At 65.5% G+C, this 19,642-nt stretch carries 19 protein-coding genes; 11 read left to right on the top strand and 8 right to left on the bottom strand.

Going from position 1 to position 19,642, the window contains the following annotated elements; translation table 11 throughout:
* Positions 1-147 precede the first annotated feature (147 nt).
* A complete protein-coding gene (locus EJ070_RS18135) occupies positions 148-882 on the bottom strand; it encodes a 16S rRNA (uracil(1498)-N(3))-methyltransferase (protein WP_126092583.1) in 735 nt (244 codons plus the stop codon).
* A 31-nt stretch (positions 883-913) separates the two neighbouring features.
* Entirely contained in the window at positions 914-1,576 is a 663-nt protein-coding gene (locus EJ070_RS18140) for a hypothetical protein (protein ID WP_126092584.1), read from the bottom strand.
* Positions 1,577-1,661: 85 nt separating this feature from the next.
* Here EJ070_RS18140 and EJ070_RS18145 point away from each other — a divergent pair, with 85 nt between their 5' ends.
* Entirely contained in the window at positions 1,662-2,360 is a 699-nt protein-coding gene (locus EJ070_RS18145) for a type 1 glutamine amidotransferase (RefSeq protein ID WP_126092585.1), read from the top strand.
* Between the two features lie 286 nt (positions 2,361-2,646).
* A complete protein-coding gene (locus EJ070_RS18150) occupies positions 2,647-2,787 on the top strand; it encodes a hypothetical protein (RefSeq protein ID WP_189350748.1) in 141 nt (46 codons plus the stop codon).
* A 52-nt stretch (positions 2,788-2,839) separates the two neighbouring features.
* On the opposite strand, the gene EJ070_RS18155 is transcribed toward EJ070_RS18150, so the two are convergent.
* From EJ070_RS18155 to EJ070_RS18165, 3 genes are read right to left on the bottom strand one after another with little or no spacing between them, the layout of a single operon-like run.
* Positions 2,840-3,610 (bottom strand): metallophosphoesterase, encoded by a 771-nt coding sequence (locus EJ070_RS18155; RefSeq protein WP_126092587.1) that lies wholly within the window; start codon positions 3,608-3,610, stop codon positions 2,840-2,842.
* Positions 3,611-3,668: 58 nt separating this feature from the next.
* Positions 3,669-4,805: an alpha-hydroxy acid oxidase gene (locus tag EJ070_RS18160; protein ID WP_126092588.1), complete on the bottom strand. Its 1,137-nt coding sequence runs from the start codon at positions 4,803-4,805 to the stop codon at positions 3,669-3,671.
* A gap of 23 nt (positions 4,806-4,828) precedes the next feature.
* Positions 4,829-5,632 (bottom strand): FCD domain-containing protein, encoded by an 804-nt coding sequence (locus EJ070_RS18165; RefSeq protein ID WP_126092589.1) that lies wholly within the window; start codon positions 5,630-5,632, stop codon positions 4,829-4,831.
* Between the two features lie 207 nt (positions 5,633-5,839).
* Between EJ070_RS18165 and EJ070_RS18170 the strand changes: the two genes are divergently transcribed.
* The 5 genes from EJ070_RS18170 to glcF all read left to right on the top strand — a co-directional run bounded on the left by EJ070_RS18170 (position 5,840) and on the right by glcF (position 12,159).
* The gene (locus EJ070_RS18170) at positions 5,840-7,162 is read left to right on the top strand and encodes a DUF3422 family protein (protein WP_126092590.1); all 1,323 of its coding nucleotides are present in this window, start codon (positions 5,840-5,842) and stop codon (positions 7,160-7,162) included.
* 282 nt (positions 7,163-7,444) lie between these two features.
* Entirely contained in the window at positions 7,445-8,941 is a 1,497-nt protein-coding gene (locus EJ070_RS18175; RefSeq protein WP_126092591.1) for an FAD-linked oxidase C-terminal domain-containing protein, read from the top strand.
* A 239-nt stretch (positions 8,942-9,180) separates the two neighbouring features.
* Positions 9,181-10,437: a glycolate oxidase subunit GlcE gene (gene glcE, locus EJ070_RS18185; protein ID WP_126092592.1), complete on the top strand. Its 1,257-nt coding sequence runs from the start codon at positions 9,181-9,183 to the stop codon at positions 10,435-10,437.
* A complete protein-coding gene (locus EJ070_RS18190; protein WP_126092593.1) occupies positions 10,434-10,823 on the top strand; it encodes a DUF4870 domain-containing protein in 390 nt (129 codons plus the stop codon). The genes glcE and EJ070_RS18190 overlap by 4 nt, the downstream gene beginning before the upstream one ends.
* Positions 10,824-10,833: 10 nt before the next feature.
* Complete coding sequence (glcF, locus tag EJ070_RS18195; protein WP_126092594.1) at positions 10,834-12,159, top strand: glycolate oxidase subunit GlcF; 1,326 nt, start codon at positions 10,834-10,836, stop codon at positions 12,157-12,159.
* Positions 12,160-12,312: 153 nt separating this feature from the next.
* Here glcF and EJ070_RS18200 read toward each other — a convergent pair whose 3' ends face one another.
* The gene (locus tag EJ070_RS18200) at positions 12,313-13,233 is read right to left on the bottom strand and encodes a bifunctional 5,10-methylenetetrahydrofolate dehydrogenase/5,10-methenyltetrahydrofolate cyclohydrolase (protein WP_126092595.1); all 921 of its coding nucleotides are present in this window, start codon (positions 13,231-13,233) and stop codon (positions 12,313-12,315) included.
* A 309-nt stretch (positions 13,234-13,542) separates the two neighbouring features.
* Complete coding sequence (locus EJ070_RS18205; RefSeq protein ID WP_126092596.1) at positions 13,543-14,283, bottom strand: L,D-transpeptidase; 741 nt, start codon at positions 14,281-14,283, stop codon at positions 13,543-13,545.
* Between the two features lie 210 nt (positions 14,284-14,493).
* Between EJ070_RS18205 and EJ070_RS18210 the strand changes: the two genes are divergently transcribed.
* Entirely contained in the window at positions 14,494-15,132 is a 639-nt protein-coding gene (locus EJ070_RS18210; RefSeq protein WP_126092597.1) for a DNA-3-methyladenine glycosylase I, read from the top strand.
* A 165-nt stretch (positions 15,133-15,297) separates the two neighbouring features.
* Here the strand turns inward: EJ070_RS18210 and EJ070_RS18215 are convergent, their stop codons facing one another.
* Positions 15,298-15,537 carry a hypothetical protein gene (locus EJ070_RS18215; RefSeq protein ID WP_126092598.1) on the bottom strand — a complete coding sequence of 80 codons (240 nt, stop codon included), beginning with the start codon at positions 15,535-15,537 and terminating at the stop codon, positions 15,298-15,300.
* 333 nt (positions 15,538-15,870) lie between these two features.
* On the opposite strand from EJ070_RS18215, the gene hisS reads away from it, so the two are divergent.
* The 3 genes from hisS (at position 15,871) to hisG (ending at position 19,380) form a co-directional block, all read left to right on the top strand.
* Complete coding sequence (gene hisS, locus EJ070_RS18220; RefSeq protein WP_126092599.1) at positions 15,871-17,391, top strand: histidine--tRNA ligase; 1,521 nt, start codon at positions 15,871-15,873, stop codon at positions 17,389-17,391.
* Between the two features lie 178 nt (positions 17,392-17,569).
* A complete protein-coding gene (locus tag EJ070_RS18225) occupies positions 17,570-18,691 on the top strand; it encodes an ATP phosphoribosyltransferase regulatory subunit (RefSeq protein ID WP_126092600.1) in 1,122 nt (373 codons plus the stop codon).
* Positions 18,688-19,380 carry an ATP phosphoribosyltransferase gene (hisG, locus tag EJ070_RS18230; RefSeq protein WP_126092601.1) on the top strand — a complete coding sequence of 231 codons (693 nt, stop codon included), beginning with the start codon at positions 18,688-18,690 and terminating at the stop codon, positions 19,378-19,380. Before EJ070_RS18225 ends, hisG begins: the two co-directional genes overlap by 4 nt.
* Positions 19,381-19,642 lie beyond the last annotated feature (262 nt).

Genomic DNA, 19,642 nt, shown 5'->3' on the forward strand with positions numbered 1-19,642 from the left:
AAAACCTCCAGAATCAACAATGGCGGCTACAGAATCACATACAATTCAACCGCTTCAAGCCATTTTCCGACGGCGCCTCTTCACGCTTGACCACAGCACGAAGCAAATGTGTGCGCACGCTAGCCCACGAGGGGAGAAGGGAAGATCCTACCAGTCGCCGATCGTCGCCTGCATCACCGCGAGCGCCGCCACCGCCGCCGTATCGGCGCGCAGGATGCGCGGTCCGAGCGGGATGGCGGTGACGAAAGGCAACGCCCTCAGCATCCTGCGTTCGTCATCGGAAAATCCGCCTTCCGGCCCGACCAGCAGCGCGAGTTTTTTCTCCCGCACCTTCTGCAACGCCGGCAGCGGGTTGTTGGTCGAGGCGTCCTCGTCGCAGAAGATCAGCCGCCGCTCCTTGTCCCAGCCGCCGAGCAGCCGCTCCAGCTTTGCCGCCTCGCGCACCTCCGGCACGGCCAGGATGCCGCATTGCTCGGCCGCCTCGACGACATTGGCGCGCAGCCGGTCGATGCCGGGCTTCGCCACCTGCGTATGCTGGGTGACGATCGGCTGGAGGATGCCGGCGCCCATCTCCACCGCCTTCTGCACCAGATAGTCGAGCCGGCCCTGCTTCAGCGGGGCGAAGCAATAGACCAGATCGGGCAGTGGCGGCTGCGGCCGCTGCAGGGAGAGCACCTTGAGCCGGACTGCCTTCTTGGATCTGGCGGCGATCGCCGCCGACCATTCGCCGTCGCGGCCGTTGAAAAGAAGAACTTCCGCGCCTTCGCCGAGCCGCAGCACATGCGCGAGATAGTGGCTCTGCTGTTGTCCGGCATCGAATTCGGTGCCTGGTCCGAGATCGTCCGGCACGAACAGCCGCTGCATCTTGTAGTTGGCGCGCATGGCCGAGCAATGGGCGAGGGCAGCGTTGCCGTCAAGTATCGGCGGACGGATGCCAGACAGGCGCGTAGCCTTGCCTCAGCACCGAAACGCTGGTGGCAGGCGTGAGCAGACGAAGCGGCCGACCGGCGAGACTGTCGAGGGCGATAGGGTCGGCATAACCCGCGAACGACCATCCGAGCGCCTTGCCGGCACGGAGCGCATAGGCGGTGTCGTTGTCGGCCACCATCGAGCCATCGGGCAGGTTGCCAAGCTCCACGGCTGCGACGGCCGGTGGCCGGCCGCCCGAAGCCAGCCGCTCCTTGTGCAGCCGCTTGTCGACCATCGGCGCGCGCGGTTCGGCAATGCCGATTGCCTCGCCGAAACGGCCCACGAAATCTGTCGCCCGTTCGCGCTGGCAAAAGAAGCAGGGCCGGTGGCCGGCGGCCAATGCCGTCACCTCGTCGAGGAAGAACAGCTCGGTCCAGCCGGCTTTGCCCCCCAATTGGCCGTCACTTTGGCGGTTGCGGCCCATCGGCTCGCGTCGCACGTTGCGGAACTCGCAGACGCAGATGATCCAGGCCTGTAACGCCCAGCGCTTCTTCAGTAGCGTCTTCGTCTCGGGATCATGGATGATGCCGCGATTGCCCATGAACAGGCCGCGCTCGGGCGCGGCGTGGATGGCGCCGAACGGATCGACCCGGTTCTGCAGTGGCATAGCTTTCTCTCCGGCGCGCACCTTGGCTGAAATGCGGGCGGCATGATATCGCTCGCCCGTGCAATTTCATGTCAGCAGGATTCTCATGCGGGTGCTGGTGGTCCAGAACTACGAAAACACCGGCCTCGGTCAGGTCGGCGCCGCACTTAAGGAGGCCGGCGCCGAGCTCGACCTGCGGCGTCCCTATGAGGGTGACCCGCTGCCTCAGGACGCGGCCGGGCACGATGCGATGGTCGTGCTGGGCGGCGGGCAGAATGCGCTGGCCGACGACGACTACCCCTATTTTCCCTCTCTGCTCGAACTGACGCGCGAATTCGCCGGCAGGGACCGGTCGGTGCTCGGCATTTGCCTCGGCGGCCAGCTCGTCGCCCGCGCCTTTGGCGCCGAAAACCACATCGGCCGGGCGGTTGAGTTCGGCTGGTGCGGCGTGTCGCTGACGAGGGAAGCCAAGGCCGATCCCGTGCTCGGCGCGCTGCCAGAAGAATTCCCGATCTTCCAGTGGCACGACGACACGTTCGACCTGCCCGAAACCGCCGTCCGGCTCGCCGGCAACGAGGTCGCCACGAACCAGGCCTTTCGCATCGGCCGCGCCGTCTATGGCTTCCAGTTCCATTTCGAGGCCGACCGCCCGCTGGTGCGCGACTGGAGCACGTCCTTCGCGGCAACGATTGCCGAGCGTAACCCCGACTGGGCCGGCAAGCTCGACGACGAGATGGCCCGCAACGGGCCCGACGCCGACGCCGCCGGACTGGCGATCGCCCGCGCCTGGGTGGCGACGATCTAGTTATCTCACCGATCGTTTCGCCAAGCGTGACATAATTGGCACGCGATGGCAGTTCCGCCTGGGGAAAACCTGCTTCGTCCTTGGCCTGTGCTCGCTCGCCATCCTAGAAGGCGCCCGCCCTGTATCGTTCGTGCAACCGCAATGAACCTTCTGTGTGATCTGCGCGACACACCGGCGATACAGAATCTGCCTAGAAGCGCGAAATCGTCGAAACATTGAGACGCATTTTATCGTTTCAACGCATTGGTAACCGCCTCGTGCACAGATGCAGAAAGCTCAACCAGAGATGACGTCCGTGAAAGCAGCGCTTTTGTCCTTTGTTATGCTGTCTGCCATCATCGTGTGCGGCCTCGGCATCTACGCCGCCGATGCAGCCAACAATCACCAGGCCGTTGACGGCTACGGCGTCACCGCCGCGCTTCGCTAAAGCCTGATCCTTCCCGACAAACGAAAAGCTGACCCCACAGCCGGGATCATGGCTAGAACGCCTTTCCCTGCACGGTCACGATACGCTTGTCGCCGCCGTTAACGGCAAGGGCGCTCAGCATTCCCGATTGCCAGGCGAGCGTGTCGACATTGACGCGGTTGGCCAAAACCTCGGTCTCTGGCACCGGTGTGTGCCCGTGCACGATCACCTTCGGGTGAAGGCCGGGGTGGTCGTGGAAGGCGTCGCGGATCCAGATCAGGTCCTGCGGGCTCTGGCTTTCGAGCGGAATGCCGGGCCTGATGCCGGCGTGACAGAAGAAGAAGTCGCCGAAGGTCACTGAAAAGGACAGCGAGCGCAGGAAGTCGACATGGGCTTGCGGCAAGGCTTCGACCAATGCCGCGTGTCCGTGCGCCAGCACCTCGTCCGGCCTGCCGAACCAGCTGCTGCCGGTCGAGAGCTTCACCCCGTATGACGCCGCGGTCTGGATACCGCCATAGCGCATGAACAGGCCGTCCGCGTCGGGCTCGGCAAGAAATTCCAGCATGCCGATGTCGTGATTGCCGGCAAGCGTCAGGTTGCGCGGGTCGCGCTCTCTTGCCTCGATCAGGAAATCGATGACGCCTTTGGAATCCGGTCCGCGGTCGACATAGTCGCCGAGATGGATGATGCGCCAATCGGATGACGGTGCATATTCCAGCTCGCTTTCGATCCGGCGATGCATCGCGGCAAGCAGGTCATGGCGGCCATGCACGTCGCCGATCGCATAGAGCCGCATGCCGTCCGGCCCGCGAGCGTCGAGATAATGAATGCCGGTCTCAATCAAGGCATGCGTCTTCCCGTGTCGTAATCACGGGAAACTAGCGCGGATCGATGAATAGGCCCTAGCGTCGCAGCTGGTCCTTGCCCATGTCGGTTACCAAACGCTTACCGCACAGCGCCAGCGTGATGTCCATCTCCTTGCGGATGATTTCGAGCGCCTTGGTGACGCCCGCCTTGCCCATCGCGCCGAGTCCATAGAGGAAGGGCCGGCCGATATAGGTGCCCTTGGCGCCGAGGCAGAGCGCCTTGAGCACGTCCTGGCCAGAGCGGATGCCGCCGTCCATATGCACCTCGATCCTGTCGCCGACCGCATCGGCGATCTCCTCCAGCACCGAAATCGAAGAAGCGGCGCCGTCGAGCTGGCGTCCGCCGTGGTTCGACACGACGATCGCGTCGGCGCCGGTCTCGGCCGCCATCAGCGCGTCCTCCTTGTCGAGAATGCCCTTCAGGATCAGCTTGCCGCCCCAACGCTCCTTGATCCAGGCGACATCCTTCCACGAAAGCTGCGGATCGAACTGCTCCGTCGTCCAGGACGACAGCGAAAAGACGTCGCCGACATCCTTGGCATGGCCAACGATGTTGCGGAAGGTTCGACGCGGCGTGCCGGCCATGCCCAGGCACCAGCGCGGCTTGATGGCCATGTCGATGATGTTGGCGAGCGTCATCTTGGGCGGCGCCGACAGCCCGTTGCGCACATCCTTGTGGCGCTGGCCGAGGATCTGCAAATCGAGCGTCAGCACCAGCGCCGAGCACTTCGCCGCCTTGGCGCGATCGATGAGGTTGAGCACGAAATCCTTGTCGCGCATCACATAAAGCTGGAACCAGAACGGCTTCTTGGTGACGGAGGCGACATCCTCGATCGAGCATATGCTCATCGTCGACAGCGTGAACGGCACGCCGAACGCCTCTGCCGCCTGCGCCGCCAGCATCTCGCCGTCGGCATGCTGCATGCCGGTCAGGCCGGTCGGGGCCAGCGCCACCGGCATCGCCACCTTCTGGCCGATCATGGTCGATTCCAGCGAGCGGTTGCTCATGTCGACCAGCACGCGCTGGCGGAATTTTATCTTGCCGAAATCCTCTTCGTTGGCGCGGTAGGTGCTCTCGGTCCAGGCGCCGGAATCGGCATAGTCGAAGAACATCTTCGGTACCTTGCGGCGCGCCAGGTCCTTGAGGTCGGCGATGGTGAGAATTTCGCTCATGGTGGTCCCCGCTTGATCGATGCTTAGGAGCGTTTGCGTGTTGGTTCGATGTCGCCGGCTTCCGAGCGCTGCCTGAGCCGCAGCCGCGACACCCGCTGCCAGTCGCCGCTGCGCTCGGCTTCCGCCATGGAGCGCTCGACATAGGTGATGTGGTCCATCGCGGCCTTGCGCGCGGCGGCAGGGTCGGCCGCCTTGATCGCGGCATGGATTGCCCGGTGCTGGTGAAGCAGCGCGTCGCGCGCCCCGGGCACGGTGAACACGAGGAGCCGGTTCTGGAACACGCCCTCGGAGAGCAGCCGGTAGCACGAGCGCAGCGTGTGCAAGAGGATGATGTTATGCGCGCATTCGCAGACCGCGTGATGGAACTCGACGTCGATATCCGCCTCGTCGTCGAAATCGCCGGTCCGGTGCGCTTCGTCCATGCGCGCCATGATGCGGTCGAGCAGCGCCAGATCCTCGGGCGTCGCCCGCCGCGCCGCGTATTCGGCGGCCACCGCTTCGATCTCGCGCCGGTACTCCAGATAATCGGTCACCGCCTTGCGGTGCGTGGAGATGAGGTCGGTCACCGGCTTGGTGAAAAGCTGGCCGATGACGTCGGCGACATGAGTGCCGCCGCCCGGCCTGGTCGTCAGCAGCCCACGTCCCTCCAGCGCCTTCAGCGCATCGCGCAGGATCGGCCGCGACACGTCGAACTGCCGCGCCAGTTCGCGCTCGCCCGGCAGCCGGTCGCCGGTACGCAGCACGCCTTCCAGGATCAGGTTCTCGATCTGCTGCAGCACCTCGTCGGCGGTGCGCGAATGCTCGATCCTGGAGAAGATATCGCTCAACGGAGGGCGCCTGGGAATGGGACGGATGTCGCGCAGATTAAAGCCACTGCCGCCAACTGGTCAAATTATTTATCCAATTCGCCGGATCCGGTAGACTCCGCGGCCGCGCCGTCCCATTCATGCCTGCTAAATTTGCTGTTTACGTGCAATGCTGATTGCCGCAAGAGGACGGGCTTGCACGAAGGGCCGAAACAAGGGGGACCAGCCGTGTCGGACGAGACGTCCAACCTCGAATTCCAGCCGCGCGCCCAAGGCAGCGTCATGGGCTTTCCGGCGCATGAGGGGCGGCCCGGCGCATTGGGCGAGGTGCATGCCCGGCCGCATCCGCTGGTCGAGAAGCCGCGTGTGCTCATCCAGCTCTCCTTCATGACCGAGGGCGGCGCCGCCGTCGACCATGCCGTGCTGTCCGACTTGTCGCGGCGCCTCGGTATCGCGGCGCCCGAACGCCATGCCCGTCACCATGCCATGAAATGGGGCAAGGGCACGGTTCGCTGGGAGCGGCACACCGAATTCTCGACCTATCTCTGGGAAGGGCCGCTCGCCGAGAACGGTCGGGGCCAGGAGGATTCGCCCTTCGGCAACGGCTTCTCGCCGCCCGGAACCGTGATCTCCGGCATCCGGCTCGAAATCCGCAAGTGGACGCAGGCGAGCGAGAAGCTGATCGCCGGCTTTGACCCGACCAGCCTCTGCTATTCGCTGGTCGAGCGGGGCGCGGCTGCCATCATCACCGACTTCCGTCAGGACGGCGATGGCCTGACCCGCATGTTGGTGCTCGACCGCGGCCTGACGCCGGCGAGCACCGGCGCCTTGTCGCATCGGCTGATCGACATCGAGACCTACCGGACGCTTGCTATGCTTGGCCTGCCGCTGGCGCTGACGCTGTCCGGCCGCGCCCGCCGCATCGAGGACCGGCTGGCCCAGACCACGTTGGAAATGAAGGCGGCCGAGACCCGCGACAGCCAGACGCTGCTCGCCGACCTCACCGAGCTTGCCGCCGAGCTGGAGGCCGACGCCGCCTCCAGTCTCTACCGTTTCGGCGCCAGCCGCGCCTATGACGGTATCGTCAGCGAAAGGCTGGAGGCGTTGGAGGAGGAGCCTGTGCAGGGCTACGACACCTGGGCCGGCTTCCTGCAACGGCGCATGGCGCCGGCCATGCGCACCTGCCGCTCGGTGGAGGAGCGCCAGGCCAATCTGTCGCGAAAACTCACCCGCACCACCACGTTGCTGCGTACCTGGGTCGATGTCGAGGTCGAGAAGCAGAACCGTGACCTGCTCGCCTCGATGAACAACCGTGCCCGGCTGCAATTGCGACTGCAGCAGACCGTCGAAGGCCTCTCGGTCGCCGCCGTGTCCTACTATGTCGTCGGCCTAATCGGCTATCTCGCCAAAGGCGCCTCGATCTTCGGCCACACCTTCGCGCCGGAAGTCGTCACTGCGGCTTCGGTGCCGGTTGCAGTGCTGCTCGTCTGGTGGGCTGTGCGCCGTGTGCGACGCATGCACTCCGAGCCGGCAAAGCACCCCGGCGAATAAGTAATCTCCCCCCTTGAGGGGGAGATGGCCGGCAGGCCAGAGGGGGGTCGTCTCACATAGAGCGCCGACGCTTGCGGGGCTACGGAAGCTGGCGCTTCACGCGCGGCGACCCCCTCTGTCGCCTTCGGCGACATCTCCCCCCCAAGGGGGGAGAAAGCCAGCGGCAGATTGCCGCTGCGGAAGCTTGGGCCACGCCCGTCGTCCATTGCGACAAAAGCAGCGTTTGCAAGGAACCGCCCTAGCTGGTAAAAGATTTTGACCAGTCGAGCGGAGGAAGTGCCGATGTCCGGCCTTGCCATGCCCAAGCCAGATGCCGGGACGATGCACCGGCGCGCCGAGATCGTCGCCGACATGCGCATCATCGTGCCGGGCGAGGGTGTCGTCGACACGGCGAATGAAATGCGCGCCTTCGAAACCGATGGCCTCACCGCTTACCGGCAATTGCCGCTGGTGGTGGTGCTGCCAGAGACGGTGGCGCAGGTCTCGCGCGTGCTGAAATACTGCGACGAGCGCAACATCCGCGTCGTGCCGCGCGGCTCCGGCACCTCGCTTTCCGGCGGCGCGCTGCCGCTCGAGGATGCTGTTCTGTTGGTGATGAGCCGCTTCAACCGTATCGTCGCGATCGACTACCCGAACCGCGTCGTCGTCGCCCAGCCGGGCGTCACCAATCTCGGCATCACTATCGCCGTCGAGCAGGAGGGCTTCTATTACGCCCCCGATCCGTCCTCCCAGATCGCCTGCTCGATCGGCGGCAACGTCGCGGAAAATTCCGGCGGCGTGCACTGCCTGAAATACGGGCTCACAGCCAACAATGTGCTGGGCATCGAGATGGTGCTGATGAATGGCGAGGTGGTGCGGCTCGGCGGCAGCCATCTCGACCAGGAAGGCTACGACCTGCTCGGCGTCATGACCGGCTCGGAAGGCCTGCTCGGCGTCGTCACCGAGGTGACGGTCCGCATCCTGAAGAAGCCGGAGACGGCACGCGCGCTGCTCGTCGGTTTCCCAACCAGCGAGCAGGGCGGCCAGTGCGTCGCCGACATCATCGGCGCCGGCATCATCCCGGGCGGCATGGAGATGATGGACCGGCCGGCGATCCACGCCGCCGAGGATTTCGTCCATGCCGGCTATCCGCTCGATGTCGAGGCGCTGTTGATCGTCGAGCTCGACGGGCCGAGCGTCGAGGTCGATCACCTGATCGGCCTGGTCGAGACGATCGCCTACGAGAACGGCTCGACCACCTGCCGCATCTCGCAGACGGAAGAGGAGCGGCTGAGCTTCTGGGCCGGCCGCAAGGCCGCTTTCCCGGCGGTCGGCCGCATCTCGCCGGACTATTACTGCATGGACGGCACCATCCCGCGCAAGGAATTGCCGCGCGTGCTGGCCGGCATGCGCGACCTCTCCGAGAAATACGGGCTCGGCGTCGCCAATGTCTTCCACGCCGGCGACGGCAATCTGCACCCGCTGATCCTCTACGACGCCAACGTCCCGGGCGAGCTCGACAAGGCCGAGAGCTTCGGCGCCGACATTTTGCGGCTTTGCGTCGAGGTCGGCGGCGTCTTGACCGGCGAGCATGGCGTCGGCGTCGAGAAGCGCGACCTGATGCCGGAAATGTTCAACCAGATCGACCTCGACCAGCAGATGCGCGTCAAATGCGCCTTCGACCCCAACCATCTGCTCAACCCCGGCAAGGTCTTCCCGCAGCTGCGCCGCTGCGCCGAGCTCGGCCGCATGCATGTGCATCGCGGGCAGCTGGCGTTTCCGGACATTCCGAGGTTTTGAGTGGATATGGCGGCGCTTGAGCACCCCCCTCTGTCCTGCCGGACATCTCCCCCGCAAGGGGGGAGATTGGCAGCTTCGGCGCGCCGCCTTCCCGCCGACGTTGGAGATTGGCGAAACCCTACGCGACGTCTGATCTCCCCCTTTGCGGGGGAGATGTCCGGCAGGACAGAGGGGGGTGCGACGAAACGCAGCCTATCTGTTTTGCCCCGCCTCGCGGGGGCGAGGAACCAGGTGCTCTCATGACCACCTTCACCCCATCCACTTCCGCCGAAGTCCTCTCCACCGTCCAATGGGCGGCGGCGGAGGAAACGCCGCTGGAAATCCTCGGCCATGGCTCAAAGCGCGGCATCGGCCGCCCGCTGCAAACCGAGCACACGCTCGACCTGTCGAAGCTCTCCGGCGTCACCCTCTATGAACCGGCCGAGCTGGTGCTGTCCGCAAGAGCCGGCACGCCGCTTGCCGAAATCGAGAAGCTGCTCGCCGAAAACGGCCAGCAATTCACCTTCGAGCCGATGGACTATCGTGCGCTGCTTGGCGGCGAGCCGGGCAGGGGCACGATCGGCGGGGTGCTTGCCTCGAACCTGTCCGGCCCGCGGCGTCTCAAGGCTGGCGCCGCGCGCGACCATATCCTCGGCATCGCCGCCGTCTCGGGCCGCGGCGAGGCCTTCAAGTCGGGTGGCCGTGTCGTCAAGAACGTCACCGGCTACGATCTCTCCAAGCTGATGGCGGGGAGTTGGGGCACGCTCGCCGTGCTGACCGACGTCACCTTCAAGGTCCTGCCCGCGGCCGAGACCGAGGTGACCTTGGCCATCCGCGGCCTGCTCGACGATGCCGCGGTTGCCGCCATGGCGCTGGCGCTGGGTTCCAGCGCCGAAGCCTCGAGCGCGGCGCATCTGCCGGAGCGGATCGCTTCGCGCGTCGCCACCGGCCATCTCGGCAGCGATGCCGCGACGCTGTTGCGCGTCGAAGGCTTTGGCCCGTCGGTCGTCTACCGCATCGAGGCGTTGCGGAACCTGCTCGGCAAGGCCGGTCCGCTGCAAGAAATCGACGGCGAAACCTCGAAGGCGATGTGGCGCGACATCCGCGATTGCACACCCTTCGCCGATGGCGCCGAGAGGCCTGTCTGGCGCGTGTCGATGGCGCCGTCGCAGGCGCACCACATGGTGATGGCGCTGCGCATGCAGGCGGCCGTCGACGCTTTCTACGACTGGCAGGGCGGGCTGGTGTGGCTCTCCATGCGCGAGGATGATCCGGAGGCGGGGCTGCTGCGCGGATTGATCCGCAAATATGGCGGCGGCCACGCGACACTGGTGCGGGCGTCTGCCTCGCATCGCGCGGCGCTCCCGGTGTTCGAACCGCAGCCGCCGCATCTGGCGGCGCTGTCGGCCAGGCTCAAGGCCGAGTTCGATCCGAAGCAGATTCTCAACCCCGGCCGCATGGCGCCGGGTGCCGGCTCTGCTACTCTCGCTCGACCAACCGAGGGAGCAGCATCATGAGCAATACCGATCCAGGCCCGGGCAGCGGACCGCGCCAGACCGATCGCTGGCTGGAGCCGGGCCAGACCAACGCCTTGGTCATCTACATTCTTTACCTCGCCAGCCTTGCCATCGGCGTGACCGCCATCATCGGCATCGTGCTTGCCTACATCAATCGCGGCAAGGCGGGCGGCTTCGTCGAAAGCCACTACGCATTCCAGATCAGGACGTTCTGGATCGGCCTTCTCTACGCGCTGATCTCGGTGGTCCTGATGATGCTCGCGATCGGCTTCCTGCTGATGTTTGCGGTCGCCGTCTGGTTCATCGCCCGCTGCATCCTCGGGCTGCAGGCGCTGCAGCGCGGCGAGCCGGTCAAGAACCCGCAAAGCTGGCTTCTCGGACAGTAAGGATTTTTGTGTGCAGACCAATTTCTCAGCCACGCAGCTTGCCGATCCGCATGTCGCGGAATCGGAGAAGATCCTGCGCAAATGCGTGCATTGCGGCTTCTGCACCGCCACCTGTCCGACCTATGTGACGCTCGGCAATGAGCTCGATTCACCGCGTGGTCGCATCTACCTCATCAAGGACATGCTGGAGAACGGCCGGCCGGCCGACAAGGAGATCGTCACCCATATCGACCGCTGCCTGTCCTGCCTTGCCTGCATGACGACATGCCCCTCGGGCGTGAACTACATGCACCTGGTCGACCATGCCCGCGCCCATATCGAGGCGACCTACAGGCGCCCGCTGCCCGATCGGCTGACGCGCGCGATGCTGGCTTTCGTGCTGCCTTACCCGGGCCGCTTCCGCGCCGCATTGAAGCTGGCCGGGCTCGGCAGGCCGTTCATCGGCCTGTTCGAGAAGCTGCCGGTGCTGAGGCCGGTCGCCGCCATGCTGAAGCTCGCGCCCTCGTCGATCCCGCCGGCATCGCCGATGGCCACGCCCGGCGTGCATGCCGGCCAGGGCGCGAAGCGCGGCCGCGTCGCCATCCTCACCGGCTGCGCGCAGTCGGTGCTCGATCCGGCCATCAACGAGACGACCATCTCCTTGCTGACAAGGCTCGGCGTCGAGGTCGTGGTACCTGAAGGCGAAGGCTGCTGCGGCGCGCTCGTCCATCACATGGGCCGCGAGGATCAGGCCCTTGCCTCGGCCAGGCGGAATGTCGACGCCTGGGCACGCGCGATCGAGCAGGGCGGGCTCGACGCCATCATCATCACCGCGTCCGGCTGCGGCACCACGATCAAGGATTACGGCTTCATGCTGCGCCTCGATCCCGCCTATGCCGAAAAGGCGGCGCACGTTTCGGCGCTGGCCAAGGACATCACCGAATATCTCGCCGCCCTCGACCTGCCTGAGCCGGTGCGCAAGCCGGGCACGATCGTTGCCTATCACTCCGCCTGCTCGATGCAGCACGGCCAGAAGATCACGCGCCAGCCGAAGGAGCTACTCGCCAAGGCAGGCTTTGTTGTGCGCGAGCCGCGCGAAGGGCATCTCTGCTGTGGCTCGGCCGGCACCTACAACATCCTGCAGTCCGAGATTTCGAAGAAGCTGCGCGACCGCAAGGTGAGGAATATCGAGGCGACCGGCGCCGAAATCGTCGCCACAGGCAATATCGGCTGCATCACCCAGATCGCGTCGGCCGCCAAGCTGCCGGTGGTGCATACGGTGAAGCTGCTCGACTGGGCCTATGGCGGGCCGAAGCCCGAAGGCGTTTCGGAGAGGAACCTGGTCGGGGCGGAGTGAACTTCGTCGCTGGCGGCCCCCTCATCCGGCCGCTTCGCGGCCACCTTCTCCCCGAGGGGAGAAGAGGTTGGCGCCGGCGCCGACAGTCTCCTCTCCCCGACGGGGCGAGGTCAGCCGAGCGAAGCGGAGGCTGGGTGAAGGGCCGTGCCGCGCCTACTCCGCCGCGAGCTGGTCCGCCGAGCCATAGGTCGCCCGGTAGAGCGCGCGCTGGCGGTTGAGCGCCACCATGGTGTTGCGCAGCAGGATCGCGACCGTCAGCGGGCCGACGCCGCCGGGCACCGGCGTGATCCAGGAGGCGACTTCCTTGACGCTCTCCGTGTCGACGTCGCCGACGATGCGGCTTTCGCCGTCCGGGCCGATCTCGGAATTGATGCCGATGTCGATGACGCAGGCTCCGGGCTTGACCATGTCGGCCTTGATCAGCCGCGGCCTGCCGACGGCGACGAACAGGGCGTCGGCGCGCCGCGCATGCGCCGCCACCGAACGCGTCATGTGATGGCATACCGTCACCGTCGCGCCCTCGCTCATCAACAGGAAGGCGATCGGCTTGCCGACGATCTCGGAATGGCCGACGACGACCACCTCGAGGCCTTTGAGATCGAGGCCGGTCTCCTTGAGCAGCTCGACCGAGGCGGCCGCCGTGCACGGCGCCAGATCGAGCTGGTTGTAGACGATGTTGCCGATCGAGGCCGGATGCATGCCCTCGACGTCCTTCAGCGGATGCACCGCGGCCTGCAGCGTCTTGATCGGAATATGCGCCGGCACGGGCCGCTGGATGATGATGCCGGTGATGCGCGGGTCCGCGTTGAGGCCGTGGATGGCGGCTTCCAGCTCGCCCGCCGTGGTGTCGGCGGCAAAATGCCTTTCCTCGAAGCCGATGCCGGCAAGCTCGGCCTTGGCGCGCTGGTTGCGCACATAGACTTCGACCGCCGCTATGTCACCGACGGAGATCGAGACGAGCTTCGGCGGAAAGCCTTCGGCCGTGGCAATCGCCGCGTCCTCGCGCACGGAAGCGATGATGCGCTGGGCGACCGGACCACCCCGGAGATAGCGGCTGTCGTCGGACCGGGACATGACTGTGACCTTTGGAGCTGGAACCGTTGGCGTGGGAAATTGTGCGCTGCAATAGCAGAGGACGGCCGGGAAATCAGCCCCCGAAAACGAAACGGCCTGCTTTCGGCGCGACCTGCCGCCAGCCGTGAAAGCGAAAAGGGCAGCGCGGTTTCCCGTGCTGCCCTTTCGTGACTGGCCGTATCCCCACACGGCCCGTCCCCCGTATTCGTTGCCAGTCTAAGCACGTCTCCTAAAAGCGCGCTATGGCTTCAGAGCAACAGCAGGCGCCAAAAACGCCTCAGCGCCGCCTTACTGGCTGATGCGCGGTGACTATATCACCTCGACCGTCGTTCCGACTTTCACGCGCTCGTAAAGGTCGACGACGTCCTCGTTGCGCATGCGGATGCAACCGGAAGACACCGCGCCGCCGATCGTCCAGGGCTGGTTGGTGCCGTGGATGCGGTATTCGGTGGTGCCGAGATAGAGCGCGCGCGCGCCGAGCGGGTTCTCGATGCCGCCGGCGAGATAGGTCGGCAGGTAGCGGCCCTTGGCGGCCTCGCGCTTGATCATCACGGCTGGCGGGCGCCAGTCCGGCCACACCTTCTTGTCGGTGATCTTGTGCGTGCCCGACCATTCGAAGCCAGGCTTGCCGGTGCCGACGCCGTAGCGCCGCGCCTTGCCGTCCTTCTCGACCAGATAGAGGAAGTTCTGGTGGGTATCGATGACGATGGTGCCGGGCTTCTGCGGGCCGTCATAGGCGACTTCCTGCGGCAGATAGATCGGATTGATCTGCGGCCGCATCGCCATGCGCTTGGCGGGCTGCTGCACGGCCGCGGTGCGCTGCTGATCGGGCTGCGCCTGGAAAAGCCGCCGCGGCTGCTGCTGCGTCGCCTGCCGGGTCGGGCGCACGATGCCGGGCGCGTGGCCGAGCTGCAGCACCCAGGGCGCCGAAAGATCGGGGCTCACCATCACCGGCGGCCTGTCGGCATAACGGTCATCGGCAAGTGAGGTCGTCGCGCCGGCGGCAAGAACCGCGGCTGCGCCGAGCAGTAAAGTGAACGCTGTCTTCATCGGAACGCCCCTCGATCGTCGAACTCGTCCGAGGGAGTGCCCTCGGGTGTCGCGATCCTTGGCGTGGAGCGGCAACCGAAACATGAATCGGAATGCGTAAAATGCCGCTTTGTCAGTAAACCTTTTGGTGTGGTTACCGGCCGGTTCAGGAATCTGGTAAAGCCACGGTAAAACGGGCGCCGAGGCGCATTAACGAACGGATTTGTGGCAATGGGATACGAAAATGCCGGCCTGCTCGACGGCCCCGACGGTATCGCGCGCTGCTTCTGGCATGGCAATCTGCCGGACTATCTCCACTACCACGACCACGAATGGGGCCGACCCGTGGCGGACGACCGCCGGTTGTTCGAAAAAATCTGCCTCGAAGGTTTCCAGTCCGGCCTGTCGTGGCTGACCATCCTGCGCAAGCGCGAGAATTTCCGCGAGGCCTTCGCCAATTTCGACTTCGATCAGGTGGCTCGCTTCACCGATCATGATGTCGAGCGCCTGCTCGGCAATGCCGGCATCATCCGTCATCGCGGCAAGATCGTCTCGACCATCAACAACGCCAAGCGAGCCCGCGAGCTCGCCGATGAATTCGGTTCTTTAGCCGCCTGGTTCTGGAAGTTCGAGCCGGGTCCCGACGAGCGGCCCGAAATCGTCGACCTCGCGCACCTGCGCGCCAATCCGACGACGGCGGTCTCGGTCAGGATTTCCAAGGAATTGAAGAAGCGCGGCTGGAGCTTCGTCGGCCCGACCACCGTCTATGCCTTCATGCAGGCGATGGGCCTGGTCAACGATCATCTCGAAGGCTGTGTGTGCCGTGCCGAGGTAGAGGCGGAGAGGAAGAGGTTCAAGCGGCCGAAGTGAGCACTCTTTCCCTTCGCCCCTTGTGGGAGAAGGTGTCGCCGAAGGCGACGGATGAGGGGTGCTCCAGGGAACGCCAGCGCCTCACTCCGCTGGAACACCCCTCATCCGTCTCGGCGCTGCGCGCCGATCCACCTTCTCCCACAAGGGGAGAAGGTCAGGGTGCACTCAAACGCCGCCGGCGCCCGTCAAAAACAACCCGGCAAGGATGGCCGCCACGGCCGCGAAGGCCGGGTAGATCACCAGCAGGCCCGTCACCAGCGCGTCGCGCAAGGTCGGCTTTTGCGCTTCCGCCGCAACCTCGAACGGCCCGGCCGGCTGCTGCGCCGGCTTGAGCGCGAGCCTATCGGCAGGCCGCAGCCTGGCAATTGGCTTGCCGCTCTCGATGATGTCGATCTGTTCCGCCATCGCCCCGAACCCCTTGTTTCCGGGGCGCTTTATGGTCTTGGATTGTGTCTGCAGCGTGCCGCGCTGATGGCGGAATTGTTTCGAAGGCGCGTCTTTGCCTTCTCCCCTTGTGGGAGAAGGTGGATCGGCGCGCAGCGCCGAGACGGATTAGGGGTGTTGGCCGCAGTGCCGTCAGTGCGAAGCTGGAACACCCCTCATCCGTCGCCTTCGGCGACACCTTCTCCCACAAGGGGGGAAGGGAAGGGGCGCTAACCCTTGCCGCCCAAGGCTGTATCGTCTAGGACACGCCCGCTCGAAATAAGTCAGCGTTTATCTAGCGAAAAGACCCAACCCATGGCCGACAAATCGGAAAAGACGAAAGCGCGGCTGCCGCGCGGTTTTGCCGACCGCAGCGCCGAAGACATCCGCGCCGTCGAGAAGATGATGGCGACCATTCGCTCGGTCTATGAGCTTTACGGCTTCGAGCCGGTCGACCAGCCGATGATCGAATACACCGACGCGCTTGGAAAATTCCTGCCCGACCAGGACCGGCCGAACGAAGGCGTCTTCTCCTTCCAGGACGACGACGACCAGTGGCTGTCGCTGCGCTATGATCTCACCGCGCCGACCGCGCGCTTCGTCGCCGAGAATTACGACCGCCTGCCGAAACCTTACCGCAGCTATCGCTCCGGCTGGGTGTTCCGCAACGAAAAGCCGGGTCCCGGCCGCTTCCGCCAGTTCATGCAGTTCGACGCCGACACGATCGGCACGCCGGGCGTGGCTGCCGATGCCGAAATGGCGATGATGATGGCCGACGTGATGGAGGCGCTCGGCATCAAGCGCGGCGACTACGTCATCCGCGTCAACAACCGCAAGGTGCTGGACGGCGTCCTGGAGGCAATCGGGCTTGGTGGTGACGAGAATGCAGGACGCCGACTGACGGTTCTGCGCGCAATCGACAAGCTGGACAAGCTGGGTGTTGAGGGTGTGCAGCTACTTCTGGGCACGGGTCGGAAGGACGAGAGCGGAGATTTTACCAAGGGCGCCGGACTAGATAAGCCGCATATCGAGTTGGTGATGAACTGCGTCGCGGCAGTCGGCGAAATGCGCGCCAGCAACCATGCCACCGTACAAGATCTGAAAGGCTCTCTCGGGAACATATCGGCTTGTGAAGCAGGCTTGAACGAACTCGAAGAAATTGCGTTGCTTTGCGACGCGGCTGGATATGGACCGGCGCGAATCAAGATTGACCCCTCCGTCGTGCGCGGCCTGGAATATTACACCGGTCCGGTCTTCGAGGCCGAGCTTCTGGCCGAGATCCCCAATGAGGACGGCCAGATCGTGCGTTTCGGTTCGGTCGGCGGCGGCGGCCGCTATGACGGGCTCGTCTCGCGCTTCCGCGGTGAGCCGGTGCCGGCGACCGGCTTCTCCATCGGCGTCTCCCGCCTGATGACGGCGCTGAAGAACCTCGGCAAGCTCGACATTTCCGACGTCGTCGCCCCGGTCGTCGTTCTGGTCATGGACAAGGACACGGAAAGCCTCGGCCGCTACCAGAAGATGGTCGCCGAGCTGCGCGCGGCCGGCATCCGCTCCGAAATGTATCTCGGCGGCGCCGGCATGAAGGCGCAGTTGAAATATGCCGACCGCCGCGGCAGCCCGATCGCCGTCATCCAGGGCGGCGACGAGCGCGCCAAAGGCGAGGTGCAGATCAAGGACCTGATCGAAGGCGCGCGCCTGTCGGCCGAGATCACCGACAACGCCGAATGGCGCGCCGCAAGGCCGGCACAGGTGACTGTGGTGGAAGGTGAACTGGTGGCCGAGGTGAAGAAGATCCTGGCGGCGCAGGCGGCCGATCGCGCGAAAGGTGGCGCTTGAGCACCCCCCTCTGTCCTGCCGGACATCTCCCCCGCAAGGGGGGAGATTGGATGTCGCCTTGGCTTTCGCCAATCGCCGACGTTGCAGGACGATTGCCGTCGGCAAAACTGCCGATCTCCCCCCTTGCGGGGGAGATGGCCGGCAGGCCAGAGGGGGGTGCCTCGCGCCCAGCCTTCCCATGACCTCCCGCTACCCCGCCATCGCCGCCGACATCGTAAAACTCTTCGCCGCGCGCGACACGCACGCCGTCGAAGTCGCCGTGCTGCAGCCGGCCGATCCGTTCCTCGACATGGCCGGCGAGGATCTGCGCCGCCGCATCTTCCTGACCGAGAGCGAGACCGGCAAGACGCTTTGTCTCAGACCGGAATTCACCATTCCCGTCTGCCTCGACCACATCGCCAGCCAGGCCGGCACGCCGCGCCGCTATTCCTATCTCGGCGAGGTGTTCCGCCAGCGCCGTGAGGGCGGCAACGAGTTCTTCCAGGCCGGCATCGAGGATCTCGGCGACCGCGACACGGCCGCTGCCGATGCCCGCTCGCTGGCCGACGCGTACGCGCTGCTGTCGCTGGTGCTGCCCGGGCAGGCGCTCGCGATCACGCTCGGCGACCAGACCCTGTTCGAGGCGGTGCTGGCGGCGCTCGGCCTGCCGCGCGGCTGGCGCATGCGGCTCGCGCGCGCCTTCGGCTCGGCGCCGATGCTGGAGGCAGCCCTTGCCGATCTCGCCAACCCGCCGCGCAACAGCCAGCTCTCCGGTCCGGTCGCCACGCTGGTGCTCGACGGCGATGCGGAAGGTCTTGCCGCGCATATCGCCGCCGGCATGGAAGAGGCCGGCCTGTCGGCTTCGTCCGGCCGTGCGCCGGCCGACATCGCGCGCCGGCTGATCGAGAAGGCGCAACTGCGCAGCGTGCGGCTGTCGAAGGAGGCGTTCTCGGCGCTGAAGGGTTTTCTCGGGATCGACGTCGCGCTGGGTGGCGCGACCGAGGCACTCGAAAAATTCGCCGCCGATGCCGGCCTGTCGCTGGGCGCGGCGCTCGAGAATTTCGCCGCCCGCGCCAGCGCGATCGAAGCGCACGGCCTGCCGGTCGAAAAGATCCGCTACGACGCCGCCTTCGGCCGCCCGCTCGATTACTACACCGGTCTGGTCTTCGAAATCGCGGCCGCCGACGGCGACCGGCCGCTGGTCGGCGGCGGCCGCTACGACCGGCTGCTGACGCTGCTTGGCGCCAAAAAGCCGATCCCCGGCGTCGGCTTCTCGGTCTGGCTCGACCGCATCGAGGCCTTGCGGGAGAGCGCGAAATGATCACGCTGGCGATCCCGTCCAAAGGCCGTCTCAAGGAGCAATCGCTGGAAGTGCTGGCCAAGGCCGGGCTGGCGGTGACCCTGCCGCAGGACGACCGCAAATACCGCGCCCGCATCGATGGCCTCGACACTGTCGAAGTGGCGTTCCTGTCCGCGTCGGAAATTGCCGGCGAGATCGGCAAGGGCGCGGTCGATCTCGGCATCACCGGCGAGGACCTGTTGCGCGAGAACCTTGCCGACTGGGAAGCGCGCGCCGAGATCGTCGCCCGCCTCGGCTTCGGCCACGCCGATGTCGTGGTGGCCGTGCCGGACATCTGGCTCGATGTCGACACCATGACCGATCTCGACGATGTCGCCGCCGATTTCCGCCAGCGCCATGGCCGACGCTTGCGCATCGCCACCAAATATTGGCGGCTGACGCAGCAGTTCTTTTCGCTGAAGCACGGCATCCAGGTCTACCGCATCGTCGAAAGCCTCGGCGCCACCGAAGGCGCGCCGGCGGCGGGGCTGGCCGACGTCATCGTCGACATCACCACCACCGGCTCGACCTTGCGCGCCAACCACCTCAAGGTGCTGGGCGATGGCGTGATCCTGAAGTCGCAGGCCTGTCTGGTGGCTTCGAAGAAGGAGCGTGATGCGGTCGATCAGGCGCAATTGCGCGATATAGCCGCGAGAATCCCTCCCCCTTGAGGGGAGGGTGGACAGCCGCCGAAGGCGGATGGACGGGAGGGGTCATCGCGGCAGTGCTCGACGTGAGACGACCCCGCCCGCCTCGCTTCGCGAGGCACCCTCCCCTCAAGGGGGCTAGCGTGCGCACACATTTGCTTCGTGCTGTGGTCAAGCGTGAAGAGGCGCCGTCGGAAAATGGCTTGAAGCGGTTGAATTGTATGTGATTCTGTAGCCGCCATTGTTGATTCTGGAGGTTTTGACGATGGCTTCGTTGCTTGGCTAC

Source organism: Mesorhizobium sp. M1E.F.Ca.ET.045.02.1.1, from assembly GCF_003952485.1.
GTDB lineage: Bacteria > Pseudomonadota > Alphaproteobacteria > Rhizobiales > Rhizobiaceae > Mesorhizobium.

Coding starts and splice junctions, on each gene's coding strand:
- EJ070_RS18160 (WP_126092588.1), bottom strand. CDS start 4,805: ATGAGCGAAATTCTCACCATCGCCGACCTCAAGGACCTGGCGCGCCGC.
- EJ070_RS18205 (WP_126092596.1), bottom strand. CDS start 14,283: ATGAAGACAGCGTTCACTTTACTGCTCGGCGCAGCCGCGGTTCTTGCC.
- hisS (WP_126092599.1), top strand. CDS start 15,871: ATGGCCGACAAATCGGAAAAGACGAAAGCGCGGCTGCCGCGCGGTTTT.
- EJ070_RS18190 (WP_126092593.1), top strand. CDS start 10,434: ATGAGCAATACCGATCCAGGCCCGGGCAGCGGACCGCGCCAGACCGAT.
- EJ070_RS18150 (WP_189350748.1), top strand. CDS start 2,647: ATGACGTCCGTGAAAGCAGCGCTTTTGTCCTTTGTTATGCTGTCTGCC.
- EJ070_RS18175 (WP_126092591.1), top strand. CDS start 7,445: ATGTCCGGCCTTGCCATGCCCAAGCCAGATGCCGGGACGATGCACCGG.
- EJ070_RS18140 (WP_126092584.1), bottom strand. CDS start 1,576: ATGCCACTGCAGAACCGGGTCGATCCGTTCGGCGCCATCCACGCCGCG.
- EJ070_RS18215 (WP_126092598.1), bottom strand. CDS start 15,537: ATGGCGGAACAGATCGACATCATCGAGAGCGGCAAGCCAATTGCCAGG.
- glcE (WP_126092592.1), top strand. CDS start 9,181: ATGACCACCTTCACCCCATCCACTTCCGCCGAAGTCCTCTCCACCGTC.
- EJ070_RS18200 (WP_126092595.1), bottom strand. CDS start 13,233: ATGTCCCGGTCCGACGACAGCCGCTATCTCCGGGGTGGTCCGGTCGCC.
- EJ070_RS18135 (WP_126092583.1), bottom strand. CDS start 882: ATGCGCGCCAACTACAAGATGCAGCGGCTGTTCGTGCCGGACGATCTC.
- EJ070_RS18210 (WP_126092597.1), top strand. CDS start 14,494: ATGGGATACGAAAATGCCGGCCTGCTCGACGGCCCCGACGGTATCGCG.
- hisG (WP_126092601.1), top strand. CDS start 18,688: ATGATCACGCTGGCGATCCCGTCCAAAGGCCGTCTCAAGGAGCAATCG.
- EJ070_RS18145 (WP_126092585.1), top strand. CDS start 1,662: ATGCGGGTGCTGGTGGTCCAGAACTACGAAAACACCGGCCTCGGTCAG.
- EJ070_RS18225 (WP_126092600.1), top strand. CDS start 17,570: ATGACCTCCCGCTACCCCGCCATCGCCGCCGACATCGTAAAACTCTTC.